The sequence below is a fragment of the Paraburkholderia sp. GAS33 genome, assembly GCF_050436645.1.
In the GTDB taxonomy this organism is placed as follows: Bacteria; Pseudomonadota; Gammaproteobacteria; order Burkholderiales; family Burkholderiaceae; genus Paraburkholderia; species Paraburkholderia phenazinium_B.
The window spans coordinates 668,447-692,862 of sequence record NZ_JBNDMP010000003.1 but is presented as its reverse complement, the minus strand read 5'-3'; the positions used below and the strand labels follow the sequence as shown (position 1 = coordinate 692,862).

The window sequence follows — 24,416 nt, the reverse complement described above, 5'->3', positions numbered from 1 at the left end:
TCACAGCGAAAAGCGTGCAGGGGCGACGCGATGTAGTACCTTATTTCACGAAGGCAACACTGACCGGAGTCGGCTCGTCAACCGATTGCCCGGTGTTCGAAACCATGCCAGACACAGGGTCAATATTGAACGCATTGACTGTGCCGCTCTGCTGGTTGGCAACTAGCAGCCACTTTCCCGACGGATCGATTCCAAATCCCCATGGTTTCTCACCGCCTGCGGACGTGCGCTGAACAAGCGAAAGCTCGCCCGATTCAGGGTTGACGCTATAAACAACCAGCGCATTTTCACCGCGGTTCTCCACATAGACGAAACGCCCGTCACCGCTGATCGCAAGCTCGGCTCCGCTCTTCGCCCCCTGGAATTCCGGGCTGGTTGTCGGCACCGATTGCACTAACATCAGGTGTCCTTGCGATGCGTCCCAGCGCAGCACCATGAGATTCGCGCTCAGTTCGGTCAGCAGATAGACAAACTCGCCGCTCATACCGAAAGCGATGTGACGGGGGCCGCTGCCAGGTGGAACGACGAAGGCACGTGAGTTGGACTCGTCACCTGGCGACAACGCATGAGTTGCGCGGTCAAAGCCGTAAACGAACACACGATCGGCACCCAGATCGGGGACGAGCGCATATCGACCTGACGGATCGACTGCAGCGCTGTGCGCATGCGCGCTCGCCTGTCGACGGTTCGGCCCGGACCCCGTTTCCTTGATCGTCGACACGAGTGAGCCCAGGCTTCCGTCGGGGTTGACGGAGACGCTGGACACGGAACCGCTTGCGTAATTGGCGGAGAACAAGGTCATCGAGGGTGCGTCCCACCCCAGATACGTGCTTCCGTTGCCCCCCGTGAGAACAGCGTTCATCTTCGTGAGCGCACCCGTCCCGCGATTCACCGCGTATGCGGTGATGCTTCCTTCTCTGGCGTTGTCGTCATCTACTGCGTAGAGAATCGGCAGATGGGGATGTACAGCGACCCATGTCGATTTAGGTCCTTCCGCAACCGGGCCGATTGCCGTCAGCTTGCCGGTGGCCGTGTCGAGGCTTAGCGCGTCGATCTGGCTCTTCTGCGTGCCCACGTAGACGAGTTCTGTCTGTGCACTGTCCGGTAACGTGGCAGCATTGTTAGGCATGCTGTATGTTCCTGCGATTGACGCAAGCGAAACAAGCATCGCGGCAGCTCCGTACCGCGTCAGCCTGTTTCTCGGGAGAGGCTGTCTCATAGTGTGTTTTTTTAAAATTCGTTCAAAGCGCGCAAACGGTCAATCATCGGTCTCGAGATCGTCGATGCGGTGACCGTGCCGGTCAAGAGTATCGGAGTCGCAAGCACGCGTCCCTGCACAAAAGTCCGATTCACTTGCACTTTTTTGATGTGCTCAGCTACAACGTGGGCTTGAGACGATGGGGTCGCACGGAATGGAAACGAATCGCCGCGGCAGGCGACCCGGGCAAGGGAGTCGATTCCACCGCTGGCAAAAAGGGGGGGGCCGGTGCTGGCGTCATAGACGCTCCAACGGCACCATGAGTTCGCTTACTGCGAAACGACCTTGCGATGAGGCTGCTGCCGGGCAGCGACGCGAAACTGGCTCGGCGCTTGTCCGACTTCCCGCCGGAAGAAACGCGTAAAGTACGCGGCGTCCGCGAAGCCAAGCCCAAAGGCGATCTGCTCCACCGACATGTCTCCGAAAATGAGATTACGCTTTGCCTCGGTAATAATGCGCGCGTGGATCATTTTCGTAGGACTTTGCTCGGTGGCGGAGGAGCATGCTGCACGCAATTGCACCAGGGACACGGCCATCATTGATGCGTAGTCTTGCAGTTGCAGGTTCTCGCGGAAATGTTCGTCAATCAGTTTGCGGAACCGGTCGACCTGGCGGACATCGTTGCGTGTTGCACCTTCGTTGCCGGTTTCTTCCAGGCGTGTTTCGCGTACCAGCATGAGCAGAAGACTCGTCAGCAATGCTTCTGTGCCCACCACATGACCAACCGCGTCCGACTCGACCTCGTGCTTGAGGCTCTTGATCAGGTTGCAGAACTCGATTCCCGCCTCGGCCGAATAGGAAAGCGGAATCATCCGGGGCGCCGCCCAGAGCGAGATGAACTCCTGAAGTTTGGCGTTAACCTGGGTCAGATACGCCACCTCGATTGTCACGACCCATCTGTCCACATCGATTTCATAGTCGAGACCGTGAACGCATTCAGTAGGCAACAGCAAGGCACAAGGGCCCTCGAACGGCACGCTGCTTCCCTCAAGATTCATGACGCCGCGGCCGCTACGAACGAATATCACCTGACCATAAGCGGGATGCGCGTGGGGCTCCGTTTTCCAGCGCCCCCTGTCGGTGACATGTCCGACGTGGACAAACCAGTTCTCTTTTTCAGGACGCTCAACGTACAGGCGGACTTTCGGAACGGTTGTCTGCTTCGCTTTGGGGACAGATTTGGGCGGATACTTTGCCACGGTACTGTATGTCATAACGTCTCCTTGGCGGCCGAATCGATGCGTACGGCCGTCCTTGAAATTCCGGCCTCACGCAGAAGATTTCTGGCGCGAATTCCGCGCAGGCCATATACCGGCATAGAGCACCTTGGCTCTTGAAGCGACCGGCTTCGAAGCGCACACGACACAGTGGCGCACCGCGCGCGGGCCGAAGTTGCACGACACCATGACGGTTCGCGCCGATCGCGATTGCAGAAATGCTAACAGTCCCGGGGAATTTATGAAACCGCCTCTACGTTCGTTCACTGACGTTGAGAACGGATTCCAACCTGACTTCAAGCCAACCGCTCGTCGAATCTGCGGCAGTTACAGGAGGGTATTTACCAATGGCCATCCTGCCGCCGAAGGTCTTGAAGATCTTCTGCCGAGCTCGAATATCCGCTGTTTTCAGCGTATCTCGTCGCTGGAATCGCCCCGTGCAGCACGCAATCTTAACCGTCTCGCAAGATCGCGGAAACAGGGCATATTTTTCCATAGATTTCCGAAGGGGTAACTTGCGACTTACCCCCACGGGCGGCGCCGGTCTCGAGACGCGGGCGCCGCGTACTCAGAACGAATGCACCATTCCAAGCGTTACGCCGCGCGTGTTGGAACCCGGCGCGACAGTGACGCCTGCATACGAAGTACCGTTGAGGGTAAAGTCCGCTTCGTTTCGGTTCTGAATGAAACCGGTGGCCGCGTAGAGGGTGGTGGCCTTCGACAGGAAGTACTCATAGGTCAAACCAACCTGCTGCGCGTTGTTCCCCTGCCCTGTTCTGTCATGCGCATAGCCGTACATCAGCGACAGCTGGTCAGCGCTACTGAACGAGTACGAACCCGATGCCTCATAGACGTCACGCTTCTCGCTGTCGTCGGTCTGGCGCTCCGTGTGGTAGGCCAGATAAAACCGGGCAGCGCCCACGCCGAGCGAAGCCCCTGCGTTAAACACCTTCAGGATAGACGTCCCGGTTGCATTGGCCGCCTGCTCATAGCCGGCCGCCGCGCGAAACGGCCCGTTTACATAGCGGACTGCCGCGTTGTAGAACTGCAATCCGTCACTCGGTCTGGTCGTTTGATCGCGCATCGCGACCATAAATTGCGCGGTGAGGCCGTATACAGTGGGGGTGAAATAGGAAATCGCGTTATTGACCCGGATGGTCAGGCTGTTGAAATTGTTCATTGGGGACCCGATGCTCATCACTGCCATAGGGTCGAGTTCGGGGTTCATGAATATGTATTGGGGCGTATTTTGCAACCCAAAGCGCGCCTCACCAAAGCTCCCGGACAGGCCCACCCAAGCCTGACGATTAAAGGCATCCGCGGCGTTCGACGCCGCGCCGGTCGCGCCCGAGAAGCCTTGCTCCAACTGAAAGTTGACGTGAAGACCGCCGCCGATGTCCTCGCTGCCCTTCAAGCCGTATCGGCTTGCAAACAGCCCGCCGGATATGGCGCGGATCGTCGCAGGGGCAGAGCCTGGGTTCTGATATTCCACACCGTTATCGATCACGCCGTAGAGCGTGACTGACGACTGGGCGTATGCGGCATTGAAAACACATGCCGATACCGCGCCAGACACAAAAACTCTCAGCTTTTTCATGCAGTCTCCGATTTAACGTCTAGTTATTTATGTACTTCGTATGCCTAATTTTTAAAAATTGGCAGATTCCTCCAACCACATACCGTGCAGCGAAACGCGCTCAAAGCGCCGATAAGCCTGGCACTTCGGGCCACCATGTGCCAGGCGATACGAGAGGGTAAGACGAGCGAATCTGGCGGCGGCATTCATCGCGCCGAAAAGACAAGAGCGATGCTCCGTCCCATGAAAGTCTCCGTTGCTCTTTTTGAATTGGACTGCTTGGGCCGAACGCCCTTGATGAGAAATAAGAGTATTGGATGCCCGGCCGTGCGTCCCTACACAAAAACTAGATTCACTGGCATTTTTCGTCGATTGGCGGATGAAGGCGGAACGTTCCGTTTCCGCGATGACGTGGAGGTAGTGGGAACAACGTGCTGCACGTCTGAGTGGTGAGATATGGTTCGAACCGATCCATCTCATCGCGCCACGACCGCTGCAACAAAAAATGCAAGCGAATCTAGTTTTTGTGTAGAGGCACGCGCTCGACCTTCAAATACTATCCTCATCACCGCAACAAGAATTTTCTGTGTTGGATTACCCAGCGAGTTGCCGGCCGTGCGGCGCGATTGAGAGTCGAAAAACGACCACGCCGCCCATATCAACACAGATCCAATCTGGACGGAGACACGCACAACCACTTCAATCTGGCGCACCGCGCCAAGCCCTGCTATTGCCTTAGCTTCTCGTAGCAATCGTACGTCGAACGGCTTTTGACAATTTCGCCCCGAGCATCTGCCTCTCTGTTCGTCTCCAAGAAGACTAAACAGCAGCAGAGCCGATAAAAAACCATATGGAAGGAGACATGCAAAAATTATCCGTAGCTTTGCGCAAGCCGCTTCTCGGTGCAGCCATCTTCTGCTGTTTGAGCGGAGTGAGTCATGCGGAAGAGGTTATCACCGCACCGAGCGATTCCGCTCCGCCGCAAGCGCAGCCGACCCAGCAGAACCCGCAGGACCAGCAGACGCAGAGCCAACGCGCCCTTGGTACCTACAAGAACGGTGCAGCGGCTCTCAGTGCTCCGGATTTGAAATCGGCGGAACAGTTCGGCGCGCCACCTGTTTCGTGGAACGATACGTATGTCGGCTACCGTTATGGCAGCGATTTCCACTACCCCGGTGTGCCAGACAAGGTTGTGCAGAACATCGGCTATCTCTCGACCATCGGCGGTTTCAAGTACGGTAGTTACGCATTCAACGTGGACTACCTTGTCTCGAACTCCGCCAACCCGGAAGCCGGTGGACCGTCCAACGGCGGAGCTCAGGAAATCTATAGCATCGGCCGGGTCGAGTTGAGCGCCGGCAAGATTCTCGGCCACTACATGGGTTACGGCTTCATCCGCGACTTTGGTATCACCGGCGGTTACGAGTTCGGCACCAAAAACGACGCGTATGGCGAACGTGCCCGGATGCTGGTGTTCGGCCCAACCATCGAGTTCGCCGTGCCGCGTGGCTTCTGGAACATCACGGCCGGCGTTCGTACCGAGAGCAACCACAATGGCATCACGGGCGTGGACGTGCATTTCAACCCCGCGTGGCACATCGAGAGCTCGTGGCTCGTTCCGTTTCAGGCGGGGCCTGTGCCTTTGGTCTTCAAGGGCTTCGCCAGCGTGACCGGGCCAAAAGGCCGGGACGGCTTCGGCGTGCCGACTACGACAGAGTTTCTCGCTCGCGCTTCGCTGTTGGCTGATCTGGGTTCGTTTGCCGGTCATCCGCGTGTGGTCTATGCCGGTGTAGGTTACGAATACTGGTATCGCATGTATGGATCGCCGACTAACGAAACGGTCGGCACGATAACGTCGGCACCGATGTTTGTAGCCGAGGTTCATTTCTAGTCAGCAGTGCTCATGAATGCGCTCATTGGCGACCCGTCAGGCGGGTCGCCAATCGTCGTTCTGGAGAACGCTTTGATGTTGCCTGCTATCCTTTTAGAGTAATAATGCTGACAGGCATGGCGCGTCTCAGTCCGAGCAGCTTCGACCGATAAGATTGTGTATTTTTTTGAGCACAGTCGAAAAGAGAAAATTCATGGAGACGTATCAATTGAAACGACCGGCAGCCGAGAATCCCTGGAGCATTCTCGTGCTCCTCGCGCTCGGACTGCTGATTTCGTTTGTCGACCGTACGAGCCTGTCCGCTGCTCTGGCGGACAAGAGCTTCGTTCGAGAATTTGCACTGACGAGCGTCGAGCGCGGCTGGCTCAATTCAGCGGTCTTCTGGTCCTACGGTTTCGTCCAGATGCCCATGGGCTGGCTCGTCGACCGCTACGGCGTGAAATGGCCTTACACGATCTGCTTCACGCTGTGGTGCATCGCTGCGGCAGTCACTGGCCTCGTGACAACGCTGTCCGCCCTGATCATCATGCGTCTGCTCATCGGCGTGGCCGAATCCGTTGTGATTCCCGCTACCTATCGCTATCTGGCCAACAACTTCGAAGAAACCCAAAAAGGCACCGCACTAGGCATCTTTTCGATTGGCGGCAAGATGGGCCCCGCGCTGGGCGCACCGATCGCGGCCTGGATGATCGTCGCGTATTCGTGGAAGATGATGTTCGTTGCGACGGGACTCGTTGGCCTGGTCTGGCTCGTGCCATGGTTGCTGATGGTCAAAAACGACTATCCGTCCAGGGAGCAACTTGCGGCAGCAATACACCGGGCTTCCTCTGTACCCCTTAAGAACCTGCTGGCGAGCCCTGTCGTCTGGGGCGGACTGATAAATAACTTCTGCTACAGCTATTTCGCTTTCTATTGCATGACCTGGATGCCAGCCTATCTGGTCGAGCAACGCGGTCTTTCTCTTGAGAGATCGGGTCTTTATACCTTCTTTAGCTTTGCTGGAATCGCGATCGTTGCGGCCATGGCGGGATGGGCTGCAGACCGGATTATCGCGCGTGGCAACGACGCCGTCGTTGTGCGTAAAGCGTTCATCGTTGCCGGCTTTATTGGCGGAACCACCGTGCTGCTCGGTGCCTATGCGCCGTCGCTCGAGATGGCGTTGTTCTGGAACGTGCTATCGCTTTCGCTGCTTGGCCTTGTCACAGCCAACAATCTGGCGCTGTGCAAGCTGACCTTGATCCCCAAGCAAGCGGTTGGATTGAACACCGGACTACAGCAGGTTGCCACCAGCCTCGCAGGTGGCGTATCGGCCAGCCTTTCAGGTTGGTTGCTCCATCTAGGCGGCAGCTATTTACTGCCGATGATGGCGATCTTCGCCTTCCTGCTGATGGGCGCAACGAGCACGCTGGTGCTGCTTCAACGTAAATGGGCGCCGAAAGTCAACGACATCGCCCTCGAACCGCCGCAGACAGAAACGCAGACTTCGATTTAGGCGCGCAGCAACGTTTGCACCCAGCGGTATGAATCAGGCCGAGCGCGGCGCTCGTGTGCGAGGACTAAAAACATAGACGATTGCCCCGACCGTGAGCGGCAATGCGGTGACCGCGAACAGCAACGCATAGACCTGAGCGGACGAAGCGTTCGCCAGCCTTGCATGTCCCGCGATCCAGCCGAAACAGCCGCTAGCTAACGCCACCCCCAGGAAGACGAGACTATTGAGCAGACCCAAGGCGAGTCCTAGCCTCTCAGCAGGAGTGATCGCGCGCGCCTGTGACATGACCAACGGATGAATCGCACCTACCGAAAACAGGACACAGATCAACCCCACGCCGAGGACGCTACTGGCGCCAGGGAGAACAGCGAGCAACACGGCCGCAAGTGCTCCCGCTATCAGCCATAGCAAGGAAATGGATTTGGGCGTCCAGAGCCGAACCATCAAAGGAATGGAGAACGACGCAGCGATTCCGGCCAGGCTGGTGATCGTCATCGCGTTGCCGCGTGCCAACAGGTCAAAGCCAAACACGTCCGCCAGATAGGGGCCACCCCAAGACGTGCGAAACGTTGCACCTACCGACATCGCGAGACACGCAGGCCCCAGCGCCCAGAAGCGCCCAACTCCCGAGCGCGGTGTACCGTTCGCCACTGCGACGCGCAACGCATGCGACTCAGGATCCCGGCGCTTCACGCACAAGACTACGCTGAGCGTAGCGCAAAGCATCGCCCCCGCGGCAATCAGCAAGGGGGTTCGCCACCCTGCTTCAGCAGTGGCCCGGCTGAGCGGCCACGCTGCAAGCAATGCCCCCGCCATACCAATGGCGCTGGCGGTCGTGACCGCACTTGTCTGCCCCGGTCCAGCGCCGCTGCTGAGCACGTAGTTGAGCAGCCCCATGAAAACGGGAGCACAGCCCAACCCTATGCCGGCCTGCGCAGCAATGGCGGTCCATGGATCAGCGGTGCACGCCAGCACGCCGGCACTGAGCGTCCCTATGGCCATCAGCACTGCGGTCGGCGCACGGACGCCATAGCGGTCGAACATCAGGCCGACTGGTATTTGCGCGAACGCGAACACAAGAAAAAAGGCGCCGGCAAACCAGCCAAACATCTCCGATGAAAAACGGAAATCGGCGATGACCTGAGTCGCAATGACCGCGACGTAGCTGCGGAAAAACTGGCTCAACACGTAGCTAAAGGTCAGCGCCCAGAAGCCGTAGTCGCTCAGGAACGTTGCCGTCTGGCTACGATGCCCGGTAAGGTCGCGCCGCGTGTCGCTCATCGATGATGTCTCTGTAGGTTACCCAGACCGACATGATAAGCGTTGCCTGTAGATGTGGCCGGCAGCGTCTTCCGCCAACGACAGAACTGGTTGGCCTACGAATAAAAAAGCGCCGTGCTTCCGCACAGCGCCTTCACCACGCCGATCCAATATCCGCCCTAAGGGTTCGGAATATAAAGCGGCATCGCTTCTTCCCACAGCGTATCGGTGATCGGATGCTGATCGCTACCATCAGCGTTCATCACCCAGTTCTGGCCATCGGGCTGGAAACTGTTGTCGTACAGCGCGAGTTCATCGCGGAAGCCATACACGCCTGAGCTATACGCGATACGGCCATCGTAAGTCCAGACAGCATGGCCCTGGTTCGCGCCCGACGTCGTCAGACGGGTCAGGCCCGTGCCATCCGGGTGGATCGTGTACACGTCATAGTGGAACTTGTTCGGATCCGCCGGGTTAACTTCCTTGCGCGTGAACACGATCTTGCTACCGTCGGGCGACCAGCCAGGCAGGTTGTCCGGCTCGGTGGTCAAAGCCGTATCAGCGTGCGTATCCAGATCGATGATACGCAGACCCTGCACCTTCGGACTCCAGACGCGGTAGACGATCTTCTTGCCATCCGGCGAGTAGCTCGGGAAACCCGCATTGATCGAGCCATCGGTCAGGACTTCCGGCTTGCCGTTCATGCTGCCGTCGGTCTTGATCCGCATGATGCGGCCGGGGCCCATGCCACGCGTAAAGAACCAGTCCCCTACGCCGAAGGCGACCCATTGACGATCCGGCGACCAGGTCGGCTGGAATGCACCGGCGAGACCCTGCTTGATCATGACCGGATCCAGACCGCTGGTCGCAGGATCGTAAATCCGCTGATAGCCAGTGAAGTCGGGGTTCATGATGGCAATGGAAGAGTTGACTGCCTTCTCCGTGTACACCAGTTTCTGCCGATCCAGTGACAGCTGCGGGAACACATCGATGTATCGATAGTTCCACTCCGGGTCAAAGCTATACAACGGCGTGCCATTCGTATGTGCCGGACGCATCGTGATTTTTTCGTAGACCACCTTGCTGCCGTCCGACGAATAGTGAGGCGAGCGGATACCCGAGTTGGCCGTCGAGCGGAACGTGCCAGCTGTGGTGTACAAGCCTTCGGTGTCGCCACCCTTCACGTGATACGCGATATTGTTATCGCTCAGGTATTGCGGGAACACCTTGAAACCGGGGGTCGAGGTCAAGTCCTTTCGCTCGAGCGTGGACACATCCACCGATACCAGTTGCGAGCTAACCTTATTGATTCCTTCGGGACGGTGTGCGCCCCAGGTCGACTCCACGGGCGTTTCGTAAAAGACCACGTGCTTGCCATCGGGCGACCACGAAGGCGAACCTTCATCGAAGCCGGGATTGCTGGCAATCTTCTTCCAGTCCGAGCCATCCGGCTTGATGAGGTAGATACTGCTTTCCTGCGTGCGCTCCCAGCCGACCGGCAGATTGTGGCCGCGCCAATCGGAGCCCGTATCGGAAGAAAGGGCGAGCCACTTGCCATCCGGGGACCAGGAAGGCCTGAAATAGCTATGCGGCTTGCTCGGATCGAATTTCAGCGCACCTGTAACGTTCTTCAGGGCACCAGTCGCGATGTTCAGCGTCCAGATGTTGACCGTACCGTAGTCCTTCTCGCCTCGGCGCGACGAAACGAAGGCGATGATATTCGGGTTCGTCGGCGAAAAAACGGCCGCATCCGAAACGCCGGGGTGATCGGTGAGCCGCTGCAAGTCCGTGCCATCCACCTTCACACGATAAAGGTTGGACTGACCGAGACCGTCGCGTTCCGATGTGAATATGATCCACTGTCCGTCTTTCGAAAACGAAGCGTGGTAATCGAAACCATCGGTTGAAAGCAGCCGGTGCTCGCCGCTACCGTCTGCATTGGAGATATACAGCTCGGATGTAACAGGCCCCACGCGATCGAGCAGCAAAGTGCCTTTCGTCGCCGCGCCTGCTCCCGTCGGCATGAGAATCCAGGCCCCCCCGATGGCCGCACAAGCCATGAGTTTCTTCAAAGACGTAGTTAGATACACAGCAAAATGCCTCCATTAATTATGCGTAGGTGAGCGGCGTGGAACCGCTCAACCGCTTGACTGCTTCTGCGCCGTACTTTTCGTCGACGCATTGTGCTTCCGTTGCTTACCTATGCATCCCGCGTCTACCCGCTGTCCCCGCAGTCGTTCAGCCAAGGCTGCCAGTAACGTCGTCGAACAGTTCGTCAACCGAGAGCCGGTGCGGAATGATCTTCTGATCGAGCGCCCAGTCGATCGCCAACTGGATCCCCTTGCGGTTCGCTTCGAGTCCGATCGGCGGGAAGATAGCCGGCACACCGCCTTCGGTGAGCACACGGCTTTCGACGATCATCCGGTACAGTTCGCGAACCACCTCCGGGTGCTTCTTCGAAATGTCGGCGTGCACCACAAACATGTGATTGATCGGCACAATGCCCTCACGCGCAAACCAGTCTTTGGCCGCGGCTTGTGCGTCCGGCACCAGCGTGCGCACACGCGGGTCTTTCGGCATGTCTTCGCCAAGCAACGCCGCGCTTAATTCACCGTCGAGCATCATCTGCGGAATCGACGAGCCAGCGGGCAGGCGCTCGCAGTTGTTCGGATCGCGATACTCGCTCAGATGCCCGTCACCGAGCGTCATCCACGTCACCTTGTCGAGATCGACACCATATTCGTGGCGCAGAATACCGCGAATCCAGAGCGCTGTTGTCTGGGTATAGGTGCGTACACCGACTTTCTTGCCTTCGATATCTTTCGGCTTCAACTCGCCGAAGTCGATGTTGTAGCCGGCGCAATGATGCTGGAAGCGTCCCGAGATCGGCGTCGGCAGCAAGACATAGGGCTTGCCGTACGCCTTGGCCTGCAGGAAGGTGACGATGGCCAGTTCGCCCGCGTCGAACTTGTTCTCGCGAACCATCGCCTTGAAGCCGTTATGCGCCGGCGTTGGTCCGCAATAGTCGAGGTTGACGAGGTCCGACTTTACACGGCCGTCTTTCATTGCCTTCGTTACCGGATAATCGGCCAGATTGGTGCGCAGCGTCGGCACGTCGGTCCGCGTCGTTGTCATTGATGTCTCTCCTTACGCTTGAATAGATTTACAGCCTGACCTCGATGAGGCAGGGGCCAGCCTCGTTCACCGAGTCAGCCATCGCCTTGTAGAAGGCCTCGGCCGTATCGACTGCGACAGCCGGAACGCCCATGCTTTTTGCCATCGCCAGCCAGTCGATGCGGGGACGATCGATATCGATCATCGCCAATGCACGCGCACCGGGTGCGCCGGCACCCATGTTGGTGTACTCGGCCTTGAGGATGGCGTAGCTGTTGTTGGCAAAGATGATCGTTGTGATGTTCAGGCCTTCGCGCGCCTGGGTCCACAGCGACTGGATGGTGTACATCGCGCTGCCATCGCCGACCATACAGAACGCGCGCCGCTCAGGGCAGGCGAGCGCAGCGCCGGTGGCAACCGGAGTGCCATAGCCGATCGAGCCGCCCATGTTATTGATCAGGTCATGAGGCGCAGCGCCAACAGTCAGGCCCATCGTCTCGCGGCCAGTGGTCAGCGATTCGTCGACGAGGATGCAGTTTTCCGGCAGCGCCGCGGCGAGCGCCTGGGCAATCGTCGCCGGAGTCAATGCGCCGGTCGGCGGTGGAGCGTCGGAACGTGACTGAAAGACCGCTGCCGTATTCGTTGCGCCAAGCGCTTCAACCAGCATCTCAAGACCAGCAGCACCGTCCTCGCCAATTTCCACCAGCGAGTGAACGCTGGTGGCGGGCGATTTAAGCAAACTCGGTTTGTCAGGATAGCTGAAGAAAGCTATCGGCTCGGTCGTCTCGACCGTGACGATGTGCTTGAATTCCTTCAAATACTCAACAGCCAGTCCAACCGCATAAGGAATGCGTTCGAGCGTAACGCGCCCTGCTCCGCGTTCGATTCGCGAACTGAAGAATTGCGTCGCGATGCGACAGCCGGTCGCCGCCTTGATTTTGCCCGCCAGCTCGATTGCGCGTCCGCGTGTCGACCCACCAGCCAGGACGATGAGTGTCGGTTCGCCCGAACGCAGCACCTTCGCAATGTGCTCGATACGCGCGGCGTCCGGTATTTTCGCCTTGGCAACCGCGCGCGGCGGCTTGACCTGTTCGCCCGCATCCTGCCAAGAGGTATCGCCAGGCAGAATGAGCGTCGCGATTTGCCCCGGATGTCCGCTTGCCTTGCTCACCGCCGTCGCGGCGTCCCACGCCACCGCTTGCGGTGACTCGACACGGCGCACCCAGTGACTCAACGGCCGCGCGAGGCCCTCGATATCGGACGTCAGCGGCGGATCGTACTTCAGGTGCGAAGCCGAGTGCTCGCCCACGATGTTGACCATACCCGACGATGCTCGTTTTGCATTGTGGATATTGGCCAGACCATTCGCGAGGCCCGGTCCGAGATGCAGCAGCGTAGAGGCCGGCGTCTCTTTCATCCGGTAATAGCCATCCGCAGCGCCGGTGCACACGCCCTCAAACAGACAAAGGACGCTGCGCATACGCGGGTTCTCAAGCGCCTTCAGAAAGTGCATCTCCGAGGTGCCCGGGTTTGCGAAGCAGATGTCGACGCCCTGATCGGTGAGCGTCTGAACCAGGCTTTCGGCTCCGTTCATTGTTTAGTACCCCGCCATCTCGCGCGCCATGCCGACCACGCCGTAGCTCTTCAGCGGAGCCGAGATCAGGAAGCGATAGCCTTCTTCGAGCAGGCGCTTATGGTTCTTCGCATTGACGTGCGGATTGCCAACCACGACGTTGTGCTTGTGGCACGTCTCGACGATCTGGCGCATTGCGTCGACCACGACCGGATGCTCGTAATCGCGCGGATGGCCCAGCTGCTGGCTAAGATCGCCCTCACCAATCAGGATGAAACCGATACCCGGCACGTTCGCGAGAATGTCGTCGAGGTTTTCAATCGCCTCGGTGCTTTCACACATGAGGCCGACCAGAATTTCGCCTTCCGGGGCCAACGGCCACACGTCGGCCTTCCTGTAGTAATCCGCCATGCTCAAACCCCAGTAGCGCGCCGCGTTAGCCGGGCCGTCGCCGCGGATGCCCTTTGGCTCATACAGCGGTGCACCCTTGGGTCGCGCATATCGGCACGATGCCACGGCGTTATAGGCCTGCTCCACGGTCGACACATGCGGCCATACCACGCCATAAGCGCCACGATCGAGCACCTGCTTGGCGAACGACTGGTTCATCTCCGCACCGTTGGCTGGAATACGCGCAATCGGGGTGACACGCGGCGCAACCGAGCCAGACTCGGCGATCTGCTTGCGGCTCAGCATGTATTGCAACGCATCACCCAGCGCCGATACGTCGTAGGGGTTGTGCTCCATCTCGAAGATGAGGCCGTCGTACGGCGCGTCGCTCATCTCGATGGCGTTCTGCTTGTCCAGTTTTGAAAACGCGGCGAAAGCGGGCTTGCCGGATTCGAAGGCGCGAATGATGCTGTTCAGACGGGTATCGCTCATGGTGTTTCTCTCTCGTTGATTGGGTACCTAAGTGACTGCACTGAGTGGTTGCATCCAGCCAGATCAGTCAGCCGCTTTCCAGTACATGAATCCCATACCCTCACCCGTACCGGCTGGTGTGCGCCAGCAGGGCACGTAGTCCACCAGCGTCATCTCTGCGCCCGTTTCCTGTACCGCTTTCATCACGCTGACGTAGAGTTTGATTTCCGAAGTGCCCGACTGGTACGAGCGGTTATCTACCGCAGCGAGGCCGTCGTAGTCGTAACCGGCCAGCATCTTCATGATGTTGTGATCGAATTCCTCGTCATTGACGAAGTGCGACAGCCCACCCGAAGCAAAAATGCCGACCCGTACATCCTCAGGCCACGCCGTAATTGCATCGCGCAGTACCCGGCCAAATTCGATGCAGCGCGACATGGACGGCTGCGTTGGCGGATAGAAGCAATTCATGATGATCGGCACGTGCGGCGGCGGGTTATCTCCCATGATCTGGTGATACACGAAGCTGTACGCATGCGGCACCACCGGATATTCGGGCAACGGCTTCATCCACACGTTGTCCGGCCATGCAAAGAGATCGGTCAGATCGAAACCTTCGCCCTGGAAGTGTTCAATCAGATAGGCGGCCAGCTTCGGATGACACTTGTGCGTGACGTGATGATCCGGAGCGTAGACGGCGCGCTGCGGCGGACCGTTGTGCACTTCTTCGCCACTGTAGATGGCGATCGAAGGGGAGAAGTCCGTGAAGATCTCCTTCTGGTCCTTGCCCAGGATGATCGCGACATCGATATTGGCGTCGCGATAAGCAGCAGCCATCTCGTCAAGCGCGCTACGGCAGCGCGCGGCGCGCGCGGTACGTTCCTCAAGCGTCAGGAATTTCTCGAATGCTGCTCCACGGTGCGCTTCCAGCTCAGGATAAGTCCAGGTCTGATTGCGAAACCACAATTCCGGATTGTTGCGGTCGCGTTCCCCGTTCTTGAGCCAGTCCTCCGGTGCCTGACCCAGCATGCCGCTATGCGGCACCGCCATCCCGAATACAATCTTCGCCATTTAGGATTTCTCAGTAAATTAATGTGTTCAACAAAGCCGGCTATTTCTGCTATTGCGGCCGCACCTTGATTTCTAGGCTCGCCGCAGCGATCCGTGCGCTTCGGTTACCTTGGGCGCCCACTCGGGACGAAACAGAGTCGCCGTGGCCAACGCGCCGATCAGCAGGAAGACCAGGATCACCAGCATCGGCAGGTCATAACTTCCGCTGACATGGAGAAGCCAGCCCGACAAGCTTGCCGCTACACCGCCCGCGAGACTGGTAGCGACCTGTTGCACGCCAGTCACCAGGCCGATTGCCTGCCTGGGAATCAAGGTCAGGCGCGACAAGACAAGGTTGTTCGCAGTGGCGAGTCCAAGCAGCGATAGCGAGAGCACATTCCAGAAAAGCGCCATATTCAGCGTGTGCGCATAGGCGCCAAGCAGCACCGTGCATCCACCGCCGAAGCCCGCAATGGTGAACGCCTTGCGCACCCGAATCGGGTTGCCGCCACGGGCGATGATCCGGTCCGCTGCCCACCCCGCGGCTGCCGCGACAATCGCAATCCCGGCGAAGCTAAAGAATGTGAAGAGTCCGGAGCGCGAAATCGACAGGCTGCGTTGCTCGACCAGATAAGCAGGCATCCACGTCATGCAATAAAACGTGAAGTAGCCGTAGCAAAAATTGGTGATCATGCCGCCCCACACAACTGGGCTGGCCAGAATGCTGCCAAGGCCAACCGTGCGCGCACTGCGATTCGCCACCGTCAGTTCTCCTTTCGATGGCAGGTCGTTGCGGACCATCAACAACCACGGAGCCAGCCAGAGCAGGCCAACCAGACCGGTCGCTATAAACATGACCTGCCAGGAATAGTTGACGAGGAACCACGCGCCGACCGGCGCACCGAGTGCGGGACCGAACTTGTTGCCCATCGCCAGAATGCCTACCGCAAGACCGTTCTGGCTCTCACCGAAGTTGTTGCGAATCCAGCGGTAACTCGCAGGAATCACTATGGCCTCGGCCATGCCGATGATCAGACGCATGACCACCAGACTCGCGAGCGCCGTCACCGCACCCATCAACGCGGTGGCGAGGCACCACAGCGCGAAGCTGACCGCGTACGGCCATTTCACGCCGTAGCGGTCGGCGACCCAGCCCATCGGCACCTGAAACACACCATACGACCAGAAAAAGGCCGAGTTGATCCAGCCGCGATCGACATCGGTCAGCGCAAAATGTTGAACGAAGCCTGCGTCCGCCAGCGTGGAAGAAATGCTGGTGCGATCGACAAAAGAAATCAGAACACCGATCGCAAGGAGCGCGAGTATGGCCCAGCGATTCGCGGTCCCGGGGCGTGCAGGTTTGCTTGTCTCCATCTGCTTGTTTCTCTTTAGTGTGATTGGTTCTGCGTGCGCACTAACCGATCTGGCCTTGAACATCACGGGTAGCCCGCACAGATGCGAAGCAGCCTCAGGCCAGGGCCGGATACAGTTGCTGCGCAGTCCTGCCGAATATCCACGCACGATCTTCGTCGCTCAGGCACGCCAGACCCGCCTGGGCCTTCGCGAGGATTTCCGGCAGCGTGCCCGTCGAAGTCGGATAATTCGAGCCCCAAGCCATCCGCTTTGCGCCGAAGGCTTCCACCACACGCGGGAAGAACGTTTCGGCGCTGGCCTTCTCCTTCTTCACGTCGCCAAAGATGCGCGGCGTGAGCTTCAGGTAGATGTTCGAAAGCGGCGCAAGGTCGAACAGGCTTTGCGCTGCCGCATAGGGTGCGCCGTCGGCAACCTCCGGTCGTCCCAGGTGGTCGAGGACGATCGCGACGTTCGGGAAGCGCTTCGCCAACGCCGTGACTTGCGGCAGGCCGATCGGGCCGGTCTGGATGCACATCGGCAGGCCCAGGTCACCGCACAACTCCCATGCGGGAAATGAGCGCGGATCGTCGAGCTCGCTCGGGTCGAACTCCTTGGTGCTGCCGCCGGTAAAGAGACGCAGACCCGCGAGACCGCGCCCGACCCATTCCCGGATGCGCCCCGGTGCGTCCGGTTGCAAGACGTCAACGGAGCCGATGGCCACCAGGCGGTCCGCATACTTCGCGCAACCGTCTACAACGTAGCTGTTATCGAAACCGTAAGTGGTAGAAGAATGCACCACAGCAGCCTTGGCGACGCCGGCTTCGTCCATGGCCGCGATCAAGGTTTCAACGGTCGTGGGACGTTCCTGCGACCAGTCCGAGCGCTTGCCGAACAGCGGCGCAGGCGGATAGCGGGTTTCGTCGTCGGAAATGATGTGTGGGTGAATATCAACAATGGAAGTCATGATTGCCTCTGTACTCTGCTCATTGCATACGGCTCGCGCCGGTGTCACTTGCCGCGCGCTTTAAGGCGTGCATCGAGACGCGGATAAACGCGACGCGCATTGCCTTCGAAGATCTTGTAGCGGTCCTCGTCCGACAGCGCCGTGCAAGCGTCGATGTAGCGCTTGGTGTCGTCGAAGTACTGATCGGTTGCCGGATCCTTGCCACGCACTGCGCCGATCATTTCCGAACCGAACAGCACGTTGTCGGCGGGAATCACCTTGGTCAGCAACTCGACACCCGGCTTGTGATACACGCATGAGTCGAAGAAGATGTTGTTGAGCAGTCCTTCGAGTGGACGATCGCGCATCTCGAGCGACATGCCGCGATAACGGCCCCAGTGATACGGCACTGCGCCGCCGCCATGCGGAATCACCAGACGCAGCGTCGGGAAGTCCTTGAACAGATCGGATTGCAGGATCTGCATAAACACCGACGTATCCGCATTCAGGTAATGCGCGCCCGTGCCATGGAAGCACGGATTGCACGAAGCGGCCACGTGGATCATTGCGGGCACATCCAGATCGACGAGCGCTTCGTAAAGTGGGTACCACTCGCGATCGGTCATCGGCTTGCCGGTCCAGTAGCCGCCGGTCGGATCGGGATTCAGATTGCAGCCAACGAAGCCCAGTTGCTCGACGCAACGGCGCAACTCGGGAATCGAATTCGCGGGCGCAGCACCCGGCGATTGCGGCAACTGGCATACCGGCGCGAAGTTGTCCGGGTAGAGTTCGGTCACGCGATACACGAGGTCGTTCGATACCTCGGCCCACTCCAGACTGGTGCGCTCGTTGCCGAGATGGTGGCTCATCAAACCGGCGATCGGCGAAAACAGCGTCAGGTCGCTGCCGCGTTCGCGTTGCAGCTTGAGCTGGCCATTGCCGATCGCTTCGCGAATCTCGTCGTCGCTGACAAAGGCGCCGTCACGCGACGGGGCGTTGGCCGGGTTGTTGGCAAACTCGACCTGCCTGGCGCGCCAGGCGCGAAATGATGCGGGTACGGTCGTGAAGTGACCGTGGCAATCGATGATCATGTTTTTTCCGTTCGGGTCTTGAGGTCAACGAGCCAGCGGGTCCACAAACAGTTCGTTGATGGACATGCGGCGTGGCGTGAGACCTTGCTTGAACGCGGTGGCCTCCAGCGTTTCGATCGTCTTGAGGTTCTCTTGCAGACCGTACGGCAGCGGATCGTGTCCGACGATCTTGCGCAGTTGAAGGTACTTCTTGTCGCTGGCGCTCGTGGCGTCGCCCGAGTCGAGTCGCGCCAGCCATTCCTTTTTCGCCTGAGCGAAAGCGTCGTAAATCGACCTGGCGATCCACGGATTCTCGGCAAGCACCGAGTCCTTGACGACGATCGTGCCGTGCATCGGATAAACCCCCGTGCGAGCGTAGTACTCGGTCTCGAGCTCGGTCGCATTGGGCAGCAGATCCGGATAGTCAGCCTCGACTTCCTTCCATCCACCCGTGGGAGCACCGGTGCGGCCGATACCCGCGGCGGCGGCAAAACCCCCCGACAATTCACCCGAAGCCATCATCTCCGCCAGCGAGCTGCCCGCAGGAGCATGGATCACATTCGACGGCAACTTGAGCTGCGTGACATGCTCTTCGTCGTCGACCACCCAGGTCACCTTGGATGAATCGAGGCCGAATTCATCGATCAGCACCTGACGCGTCCACACGCCGGTCGTGACCGAGTAGGCGCGTACGCCGACCTTCTTTCCTTCCAGGTCCATGGGGGTGTTGATCCCTGCATCGGGTCGTACCAGCAGCCCGCCATGGTGAAAGCGCCGCACCACAAAGATCGGCAAGCCGACAAATGGCGCGCCATAGGCACGAGCAATGATGTAAGTAGTCGGCGCCAGTTCGCAGACGTCGAATTCGACGTCGCGCACCATGCGGCGGAAAGCGCCAATTTGCGGCTGAACGGTGATGAACTCGGCGTCCACGCCCTCAATGGGAATGGATCCGTTACGGATGGCCGACGTGTGCGGGTGCTCAGCGATAGCGATCTTGAGCGGGACTTTTCTGGTCAACTTCCTCTCCAATGTGTCGGCCGGAGTGGGCGCTTCAGCGCTTGGTCCGGTCCCATGCAAAGACATTTGCGGATTGATCGTCGCGGACAACTGAATGAAGGCTCCAGCGCCGGACGGATCGTCTCGATGGGGTGAGAATATGGGAGGATGAGCGCCGCGTCCCTACACAAAAATCAGATTCAATGGCACTTTTGTTGATGAGCCGAGGAAGGCGGGACGCGCGCGCCGTGGGCTTGTGCGCCCCACCCGGGTACGGCGAAGGTCAGCGGAGAGGGTGCCGCTTGCGGGCTATTTCGCAAGACCGTCGGCGTTGGTGGAACACTGTCATTGCCGTAAGCCTACGGCGCATCGAATCCAATGCCGCGCAGGAATATCTCAAGCCGCTTCTTGATGTCCTGCGTTCTGCGCGCCCTGTCCACCGCCTGCAACAACCGTCTGCGAGGCAGAAGCGCACCGAAGACGATGTCCATCAGCATGCCTGCACACAGCAGCGGATCCTCGATCGTCATCCGTCCGCGCTCAGCCTCCCGTTGCAGCCATTCGATCAACTTTTCGCGCGAACGAATGATCTTGTGCTCGTACAGGTAGTCAGACAGTTCCGGAAACTGCACGGACTCCCGAACGATCAGGTTAAGAATCGCCTCCCGCGCACGTTCGGCTTCGTCGTCGATGTCCAGACGGAAAATTTTGATCAGCGTTTCGAGGATCGGCAAGGTCTCATCCTGAGGTCTCGGCAGATCGAGGATCAGATGCTGGTTCGCGCCGACAACGGCCGCAAACAGTTCGGTCTTGTCACGGAAGACCTCGTAGATGGAGCGCTTTGACACTTTGGCCTTCGTCGCAACGACGGCCGTCGTCGTTCGTGCGAACCCCAGTTCGACGAAGGCCTCATGCGCTGCCGTCACGATGGACTGGCGGCGCTGCGTCTCCCCGATCACCTTCGGCCGCCCGCGTCTCGCAGACGGTTTCTCTTTGGTGATTTCCACTTCCTTCTCCTGCCTTTCCATTGAAACAACCGTGTCGTTTATATATGGTACTCTTATAGTACCGAAATGTCGTTCGAACTAGCAAGGAGAGTAAGCATGGCACAGGTCACCGTTCCTCAAGCAACCGGACCGAGTCCCATCCGGGATCCTCGCGTCCTTGAAGTCATTGCGCGTATGAACGCTTCGCGCCGTTTCCCGCCACGCGAGGCCTTCGACGGTCCGGTCGGCAAGGACCCCGAAGCGTTCGCGGATTATGGGTTTTCCATCCACCCCGACCAGGGCGATCTGATCTACCTGCTGTGCAGAGGCCTCGGCGCAAAGCGGGTGGTGGACTTCGCCACGTCAATCGGCATGTCCGCTATCTATTTTGCGGCAGCCGTGCGCGATAACGGTGGCGGCCTCGTCATCGGTTCGGAGTTTGTTCCGGCGAAGGTGGAAGTCGCGCGTCGCAATCTCGACGATGCGGGGCTGGCCGAATACGCCGATATCCGCGCCGGCGACGCACGCGAAACGCTGCGCGACCTCGGCGGACCGATCGATTTCGCGCTGATCGATGGCTGGCCTGTTGCCGAAGGACCATCGCTCGCCCGTCAGGTCGTCGAACTCGTCGCACCGCAGTTGCGGGTCGGCGGTTATATCCTGAACGATAACGCCGAGCCGGATTTCCTCGACTATATCCGCGACCCGAAGAACGGTTTCATCTCCATCACGCTGCCGATCAAGCGCGGCACAGAACTCGCGCTGAAGGTCGAGTGAGCGATCGTCGGCAGGGTGGGGTGTATGCAGCGCATAGGGTGTTGAAGGAGCATGAAGTTGCAAACGCGTAGAGACTTTCTGATCATGACTGCAGGTGTGGGAGTGATTCTCGCAGTCAGCGTACCGGCTGTTGCAAGCAACAGCGCGCCGCATGCGAAGCGCGCCACGGCGATCACGCAGGTTTTCGGCGACGGTATTCGTCTAAGCGCAGTTGCGGTGGAATATGACACACCGGTCAAGGGTGCGGACCTGTCCGCTGCGGACTTCCGCGTCGAAGGCCGAACCGTTACAGGCGTGTTCACCAGCACGAGCGCCGATCCGGCAGACCGTGCAGAGACCGGCCGTTTCGTTATCGTGACTCTTTCGCCCGACGACACAAATGCCACCCTCGCCGAGAAGGTTCAAGGCCAAGGCGTTATGCCACCACCGATTGGCGGCAGCGGTGGCGGTCCCGGTGGTGGCGGTCCAGGAAAGGCCGGCGATATCCCGCACTACGACACCGTTTACAAGCGCGCCGAGGCATCGATCATGATGCCAGGCGGGCGCACGCTGGCAACGACAAAGGTCAAGAACCTGATCGTCGACGATTTCCATCAAAGGGAATTCCACGACCCGAAGACCGGCAAGATGCTCCGGTACAACCTGTTTGTGCCGAAGGACTATGACGCGAGCAAATCCTATCCGCTGGTGCTCTTCATGCACGATGCAGGCGCAACTAGCGACGTCACGCGTACCACGCTGTTCCAGGGACTGGGTGCCATCTCGTGGGCAAGCCCCGAGGATCAGGCCACGCGTCCTTGTTTCGTGCTGGCACCGCAGTTTGCCGAAATCATCGTCGACGACGATTCGCGTACGTCCAGCATGCTCGACACCACCATTGATCTCATCGAGTCGTTGGCGCGTCAGTACAGCATCGATCGCAAGCGGCTCTACACCACCGGCCAGTCGGGTGGTTGCATGATGTCCATCGCGATGGATATCAAGTACCCCGAATTCTTTGCAGCCTCGTTCCTCGTTGCCGGTCAATGGGATCCCGCGCGCGTGAAGCCGATGGCCCGACAGAAGCTGTGGATTCTTGTCTCGCAGGACGACGACAAAGCGTACCCGGGACAAAACGCCATCACTGAGGAACTGAAGAAGGACGGCGCCAGGATTAGCCGCGCGGTGTGGGATGGAACGTGGACGGCTCAGGAATTTCAGGCCGCGTTTGAAAAGATCGACGCTGAAGGTAGCTCAATCAATTATGTGACGTTCCGCAAAGGCACCGTCATTCCGCTAGGCGAGTCGTCGGCAGGGGCCGGCGGACATCGAAACACCTGGCGTATCGCATACACGATTGAGCCGATTCGTGAATGGATTTTTCGACAGCAGCGCTGAAGCTCACGCAGCCCGCCTGTAGCCGTTCATCGCCGGACGCTCGGCCACTGGAGGAAACACGTTCCACGAACCGTCGTCATGACGAAAGAAGACGATCGAGAGTACACCTCCGGGACGCGATGTCTCGACGCACACCACACACCCACGACGCGAACCCGCACGACAAAGACGGGTGACGCGTGCCGGCATCGCGGGGGTGGGCGCGAGCCACTTATCGACGATCCAACGCAAAGACTTTTCGGCGGCATACATGTCATTCTCCTTCGAAGCTTGAGGCCATGGAGCCCGTCGTTCGCAACCCTAAGTTCTGTGAACGGAACGGTCATCAGGCGACACGGGCGCCCGAATAGGCACCCTTCAATTCGGCTGCGACGAGGGCCTTGAAAAGGCTCGCCAATACATGCAGCCCCGCGCGCGGATGCGTGAGGCAAGTCTCGACCTGCTGGCTGCGACTCTCGCCGGACAGGCACCACGCACAAAAATGCTCGCAATTGTTCGTCAACAGGCGATAGCGGTTTTCGCCCAGGCGCGAACGGGCCCGCAGAACGGCCTCCGCGCCCATGTATTGCGCACAGGGATGAAGGCGGATTGCAATCGCGCTACCGGCGGCAAAACGGTCCAGCGTGACTTCAACGACGGGACCGCGGCAGTGGCCGGCGGCAAACCCCGCGTAGTGAACGACCTTGCCTGCGCCTACGTAGATGCCGTGGTGTTCGTAGCCACCACGGCTCGTCACGAGATGCGCGCCAAGCGGTATGTCGCATTCGTCAACGAACGGAAGGTCCGACGAGGCGCCAGCCGCGCTACGCATTACGCGTTGCCGTTCGCTACGGACGTCTTGTTGTTTGCTGTTCATGGCTCGCCTCTGTGTTTCCGGGTTCCCGCAAGCGACGCTTGCACACATATCCAACACTGTTGCAAGCTCTCTTGCATCAACCGGACCAGAGCATTCAAGCCATTGATTTCCCTACGGAATCGGAGAATTTTCGAAAGTGACCGAGGTTACTATGTCAGCGTCTGGCCAACACTCGTCGTGCCGAACTGTTGGAGGCTGCCCGCCATATCAGGAGCCCGAAGCATTCCACAGCGTCCGCCCGATGTGTTGGGTCGCCGACACAGCTGCATCCACCGGTGTTGGCGAGGCCGCCACATTTCGCTGTGCCGCGTGCTCCGCTCCCCGCGAGGACTAACGAACAATTCCCGCGCAATCAAAGGCTTACCGGCATGCGCACAAAGCGCCGCAAAGCTAGCACGTTACTTGCACCGTATCGGCCATCTACCCCATGAACCGCGGTCGCGAGTCGGCGGCCACTCCGGAGACTCGACATGGCTTCCATTACGATCCACGACCTTCCAGACAGCTTCGCGCTTGATCACAAGGCAATGGCGATGATCCGCGGCGGAGACGGCGCCCCGTGGCTATACGGCTGGATACAGCCGTTCACGCCAAGTACGCCGAGCGCCGGCCCGGTTGTCGCCAACCTGTACCAGACCACCAACAACTTCTATGCTGGACAGATGATCAACCAGTTCCAGTCAATCAATGTCAACAACACCGGAACGGGTGCGAACATCAATGCTTCTCCCGACGAACGCAGCACGAACCATGCGGCGTAAAT

21 protein-coding genes are annotated in these 24,416 nt (G+C 59.1%); 5 read left to right on the top strand and 16 right to left on the bottom strand.

Annotated elements, in window-relative coordinates; genetic code table 11:
* Nucleotides 1-40 precede the first annotated feature (40 nt).
* From P3T24_RS13405 to P3T24_RS13395, 3 genes are all read right to left on the bottom strand, one after another.
* On the bottom strand, nt 41-1,129 hold the full coding sequence (locus P3T24_RS13405) for a lactonase family protein (RefSeq protein WP_429435180.1): 1,089 nt from the start codon (nt 1,127-1,129) through the stop codon (nt 41-43).
* 398 nt (nt 1,130-1,527) lie between these two features.
* Nucleotides 1,528-2,457: a helix-turn-helix domain-containing protein gene (locus P3T24_RS13400; RefSeq protein ID WP_429435177.1), complete on the bottom strand. Its 930-nt coding sequence runs from the start codon at nt 2,455-2,457 to the stop codon at nt 1,528-1,530.
* Nucleotides 2,458-3,043: 586 nt separating this feature from the next.
* Complete coding sequence (locus tag P3T24_RS13395) at nt 3,044-4,072, bottom strand: porin (RefSeq protein WP_429287191.1); 1,029 nt, start codon at nt 4,070-4,072, stop codon at nt 3,044-3,046.
* Between the two features lie 841 nt (nt 4,073-4,913).
* Here P3T24_RS13395 and P3T24_RS13390 point away from each other — a divergent pair.
* Nucleotides 4,914-5,942, top strand: coding sequence for a hypothetical protein (locus P3T24_RS13390; RefSeq protein WP_429435174.1), 1,029 nt, complete (start codon nt 4,914-4,916; stop codon nt 5,940-5,942).
* Nucleotides 5,943-6,135: 193 nt separating this feature from the next.
* A complete protein-coding gene (locus P3T24_RS13385) occupies nt 6,136-7,434 on the top strand; it encodes an MFS transporter (protein WP_429435171.1) in 1,299 nt (432 codons plus the stop codon).
* A gap of 33 nt (nt 7,435-7,467) precedes the next feature.
* Here P3T24_RS13385 and P3T24_RS13380 read toward each other — a convergent pair whose 3' ends face one another.
* The 11 genes from P3T24_RS13380 to P3T24_RS13330 form a co-directional block, all read right to left on the bottom strand.
* Nucleotides 7,468-8,715: an MFS transporter gene (locus P3T24_RS13380; RefSeq protein ID WP_429435168.1), complete on the bottom strand. Its 1,248-nt coding sequence runs from the start codon at nt 8,713-8,715 to the stop codon at nt 7,468-7,470.
* A gap of 158 nt (nt 8,716-8,873) precedes the next feature.
* Nucleotides 8,874-10,718 carry a hypothetical protein gene (locus P3T24_RS13375; protein WP_429435165.1) on the bottom strand — a complete coding sequence of 615 codons (1,845 nt, stop codon included), beginning with the start codon at nt 10,716-10,718 and terminating at the stop codon, nt 8,874-8,876.
* 214 nt (nt 10,719-10,932) lie between these two features.
* Nucleotides 10,933-11,829: a phosphate ABC transporter substrate-binding protein gene (locus P3T24_RS13370; RefSeq protein ID WP_429435163.1), complete on the bottom strand. Its 897-nt coding sequence runs from the start codon at nt 11,827-11,829 to the stop codon at nt 10,933-10,935.
* A gap of 28 nt (nt 11,830-11,857) precedes the next feature.
* Nucleotides 11,858-13,402 carry an acetolactate synthase large subunit gene (locus tag P3T24_RS13365; RefSeq protein WP_429435161.1) on the bottom strand — a complete coding sequence of 515 codons (1,545 nt, stop codon included), beginning with the start codon at nt 13,400-13,402 and terminating at the stop codon, nt 11,858-11,860.
* A 3-nt stretch (nt 13,403-13,405) separates the two neighbouring features.
* Complete coding sequence (locus tag P3T24_RS13360; RefSeq protein WP_429406339.1) at nt 13,406-14,263, bottom strand: HpcH/HpaI aldolase family protein; 858 nt, start codon at nt 14,261-14,263, stop codon at nt 13,406-13,408.
* 63 nt (nt 14,264-14,326) lie between these two features.
* A complete protein-coding gene (locus tag P3T24_RS13355; RefSeq protein ID WP_429287193.1) occupies nt 14,327-15,313 on the bottom strand; it encodes a protocatechuate 3,4-dioxygenase in 987 nt (328 codons plus the stop codon).
* A 72-nt stretch (nt 15,314-15,385) separates the two neighbouring features.
* Nucleotides 15,386-16,666, bottom strand: coding sequence for an MFS transporter (locus P3T24_RS13350; protein WP_429435159.1), 1,281 nt, complete (start codon nt 16,664-16,666; stop codon nt 15,386-15,388).
* Nucleotides 16,667-16,760: 94 nt separating this feature from the next.
* Nucleotides 16,761-17,609, bottom strand: a complete 849-nt coding sequence (locus P3T24_RS13345; protein ID WP_429435156.1) for an amidohydrolase family protein — start codon at nt 17,607-17,609, stop codon at nt 16,761-16,763.
* A 44-nt stretch (nt 17,610-17,653) separates the two neighbouring features.
* On the bottom strand, nt 17,654-18,679 hold the full coding sequence (locus P3T24_RS13340; protein WP_429435153.1) for an amidohydrolase family protein: 1,026 nt from the start codon (nt 18,677-18,679) through the stop codon (nt 17,654-17,656).
* 24 nt (nt 18,680-18,703) lie between these two features.
* Nucleotides 18,704-19,678, bottom strand: coding sequence for an ABC transporter substrate-binding protein (locus tag P3T24_RS13335; protein WP_429435150.1), 975 nt, complete (start codon nt 19,676-19,678; stop codon nt 18,704-18,706).
* 338 nt (nt 19,679-20,016) lie between these two features.
* A complete protein-coding gene (locus P3T24_RS13330) occupies nt 20,017-20,664 on the bottom strand; it encodes a TetR/AcrR family transcriptional regulator (protein WP_429435147.1) in 648 nt (215 codons plus the stop codon).
* A gap of 96 nt (nt 20,665-20,760) precedes the next feature.
* Between P3T24_RS13330 and P3T24_RS13325 the strand changes: the two genes are divergently transcribed.
* Entirely contained in the window at nt 20,761-21,420 is a 660-nt protein-coding gene (locus P3T24_RS13325; RefSeq protein WP_429287199.1) for an O-methyltransferase, read from the top strand.
* A 57-nt stretch (nt 21,421-21,477) separates the two neighbouring features.
* A complete protein-coding gene (locus tag P3T24_RS13320) occupies nt 21,478-22,797 on the top strand; it encodes a peptidase (RefSeq protein ID WP_429435144.1) in 1,320 nt (439 codons plus the stop codon).
* A gap of 3 nt (nt 22,798-22,800) precedes the next feature.
* Here P3T24_RS13320 and P3T24_RS13315 read toward each other — a convergent pair whose 3' ends face one another.
* Together P3T24_RS13315 and P3T24_RS13310 are read right to left on the bottom strand one after the other, a co-directional pair.
* Nucleotides 22,801-23,049 carry a hypothetical protein gene (locus P3T24_RS13315; RefSeq protein ID WP_429435142.1) on the bottom strand — a complete coding sequence of 83 codons (249 nt, stop codon included), beginning with the start codon at nt 23,047-23,049 and terminating at the stop codon, nt 22,801-22,803.
* A 73-nt stretch (nt 23,050-23,122) separates the two neighbouring features.
* Nucleotides 23,123-23,653, bottom strand: a complete 531-nt coding sequence (locus tag P3T24_RS13310) for a lecithin retinol acyltransferase family protein (RefSeq protein WP_074267209.1) — start codon at nt 23,651-23,653, stop codon at nt 23,123-23,125.
* Nucleotides 23,654-24,123: 470 nt separating this feature from the next.
* On the opposite strand from P3T24_RS13310, the gene P3T24_RS13305 reads away from it, so the two are divergent.
* Entirely contained in the window at nt 24,124-24,414 is a 291-nt protein-coding gene (locus P3T24_RS13305; protein ID WP_074267208.1) for a hypothetical protein, read from the top strand.
* The last annotated feature ends 2 nt before the right edge of the window (nt 24,415-24,416 follow it).

Excerpts from the sequence above, each read along its gene's own strand:
- P3T24_RS13325 (WP_429287199.1), top strand. The coding sequence starts at position 20,761 with ATGGCACAGGTCACCGTTCCTCAAGCAACCGGACCGAGTCCCATCCGG.
- P3T24_RS13405 (WP_429435180.1), bottom strand. The coding sequence starts at position 1,129 with ATGCCTAACAATGCTGCCACGTTACCGGACAGTGCACAGACAGAACTC.
- P3T24_RS13380 (WP_429435168.1), bottom strand. The coding sequence starts at position 8,715 with ATGAGCGACACGCGGCGCGACCTTACCGGGCATCGTAGCCAGACGGCA.
- P3T24_RS13385 (WP_429435171.1), top strand. The coding sequence starts at position 6,136 with ATGGAGACGTATCAATTGAAACGACCGGCAGCCGAGAATCCCTGGAGC.
- P3T24_RS13305 (WP_074267208.1), top strand. The coding sequence starts at position 24,124 with ATGGCTTCCATTACGATCCACGACCTTCCAGACAGCTTCGCGCTTGAT.
- P3T24_RS13365 (WP_429435161.1), bottom strand. The coding sequence starts at position 13,402 with ATGAACGGAGCCGAAAGCCTGGTTCAGACGCTCACCGATCAGGGCGTC.
- P3T24_RS13310 (WP_074267209.1), bottom strand. The coding sequence starts at position 23,653 with ATGAACAGCAAACAACAAGACGTCCGTAGCGAACGGCAACGCGTAATG.
- P3T24_RS13375 (WP_429435165.1), bottom strand. The coding sequence starts at position 10,718 with ATGCCGACGGGAGCAGGCGCGGCGACGAAAGGCACTTTGCTGCTCGAT.
- P3T24_RS13390 (WP_429435174.1), top strand. The coding sequence starts at position 4,914 with ATGCAAAAATTATCCGTAGCTTTGCGCAAGCCGCTTCTCGGTGCAGCC.
- P3T24_RS13340 (WP_429435153.1), bottom strand. The coding sequence starts at position 18,679 with ATGATCATCGATTGCCACGGTCACTTCACGACCGTACCCGCATCATTT.
- P3T24_RS13370 (WP_429435163.1), bottom strand. The coding sequence starts at position 11,829 with ATGACAACGACGCGGACCGACGTGCCGACGCTGCGCACCAATCTGGCC.
- P3T24_RS13345 (WP_429435156.1), bottom strand. The coding sequence starts at position 17,609 with ATGACTTCCATTGTTGATATTCACCCACACATCATTTCCGACGACGAA.
- P3T24_RS13355 (WP_429287193.1), bottom strand. The coding sequence starts at position 15,313 with ATGGCGAAGATTGTATTCGGGATGGCGGTGCCGCATAGCGGCATGCTG.
- P3T24_RS13395 (WP_429287191.1), bottom strand. The coding sequence starts at position 4,072 with ATGAAAAAGCTGAGAGTTTTTGTGTCTGGCGCGGTATCGGCATGTGTT.
- P3T24_RS13315 (WP_429435142.1), bottom strand. The coding sequence starts at position 23,049 with ATGTATGCCGCCGAAAAGTCTTTGCGTTGGATCGTCGATAAGTGGCTC.
- P3T24_RS13350 (WP_429435159.1), bottom strand. The coding sequence starts at position 16,666 with ATGGAGACAAGCAAACCTGCACGCCCCGGGACCGCGAATCGCTGGGCC.
- P3T24_RS13360 (WP_429406339.1), bottom strand. The coding sequence starts at position 14,263 with ATGAGCGATACCCGTCTGAACAGCATCATTCGCGCCTTCGAATCCGGC.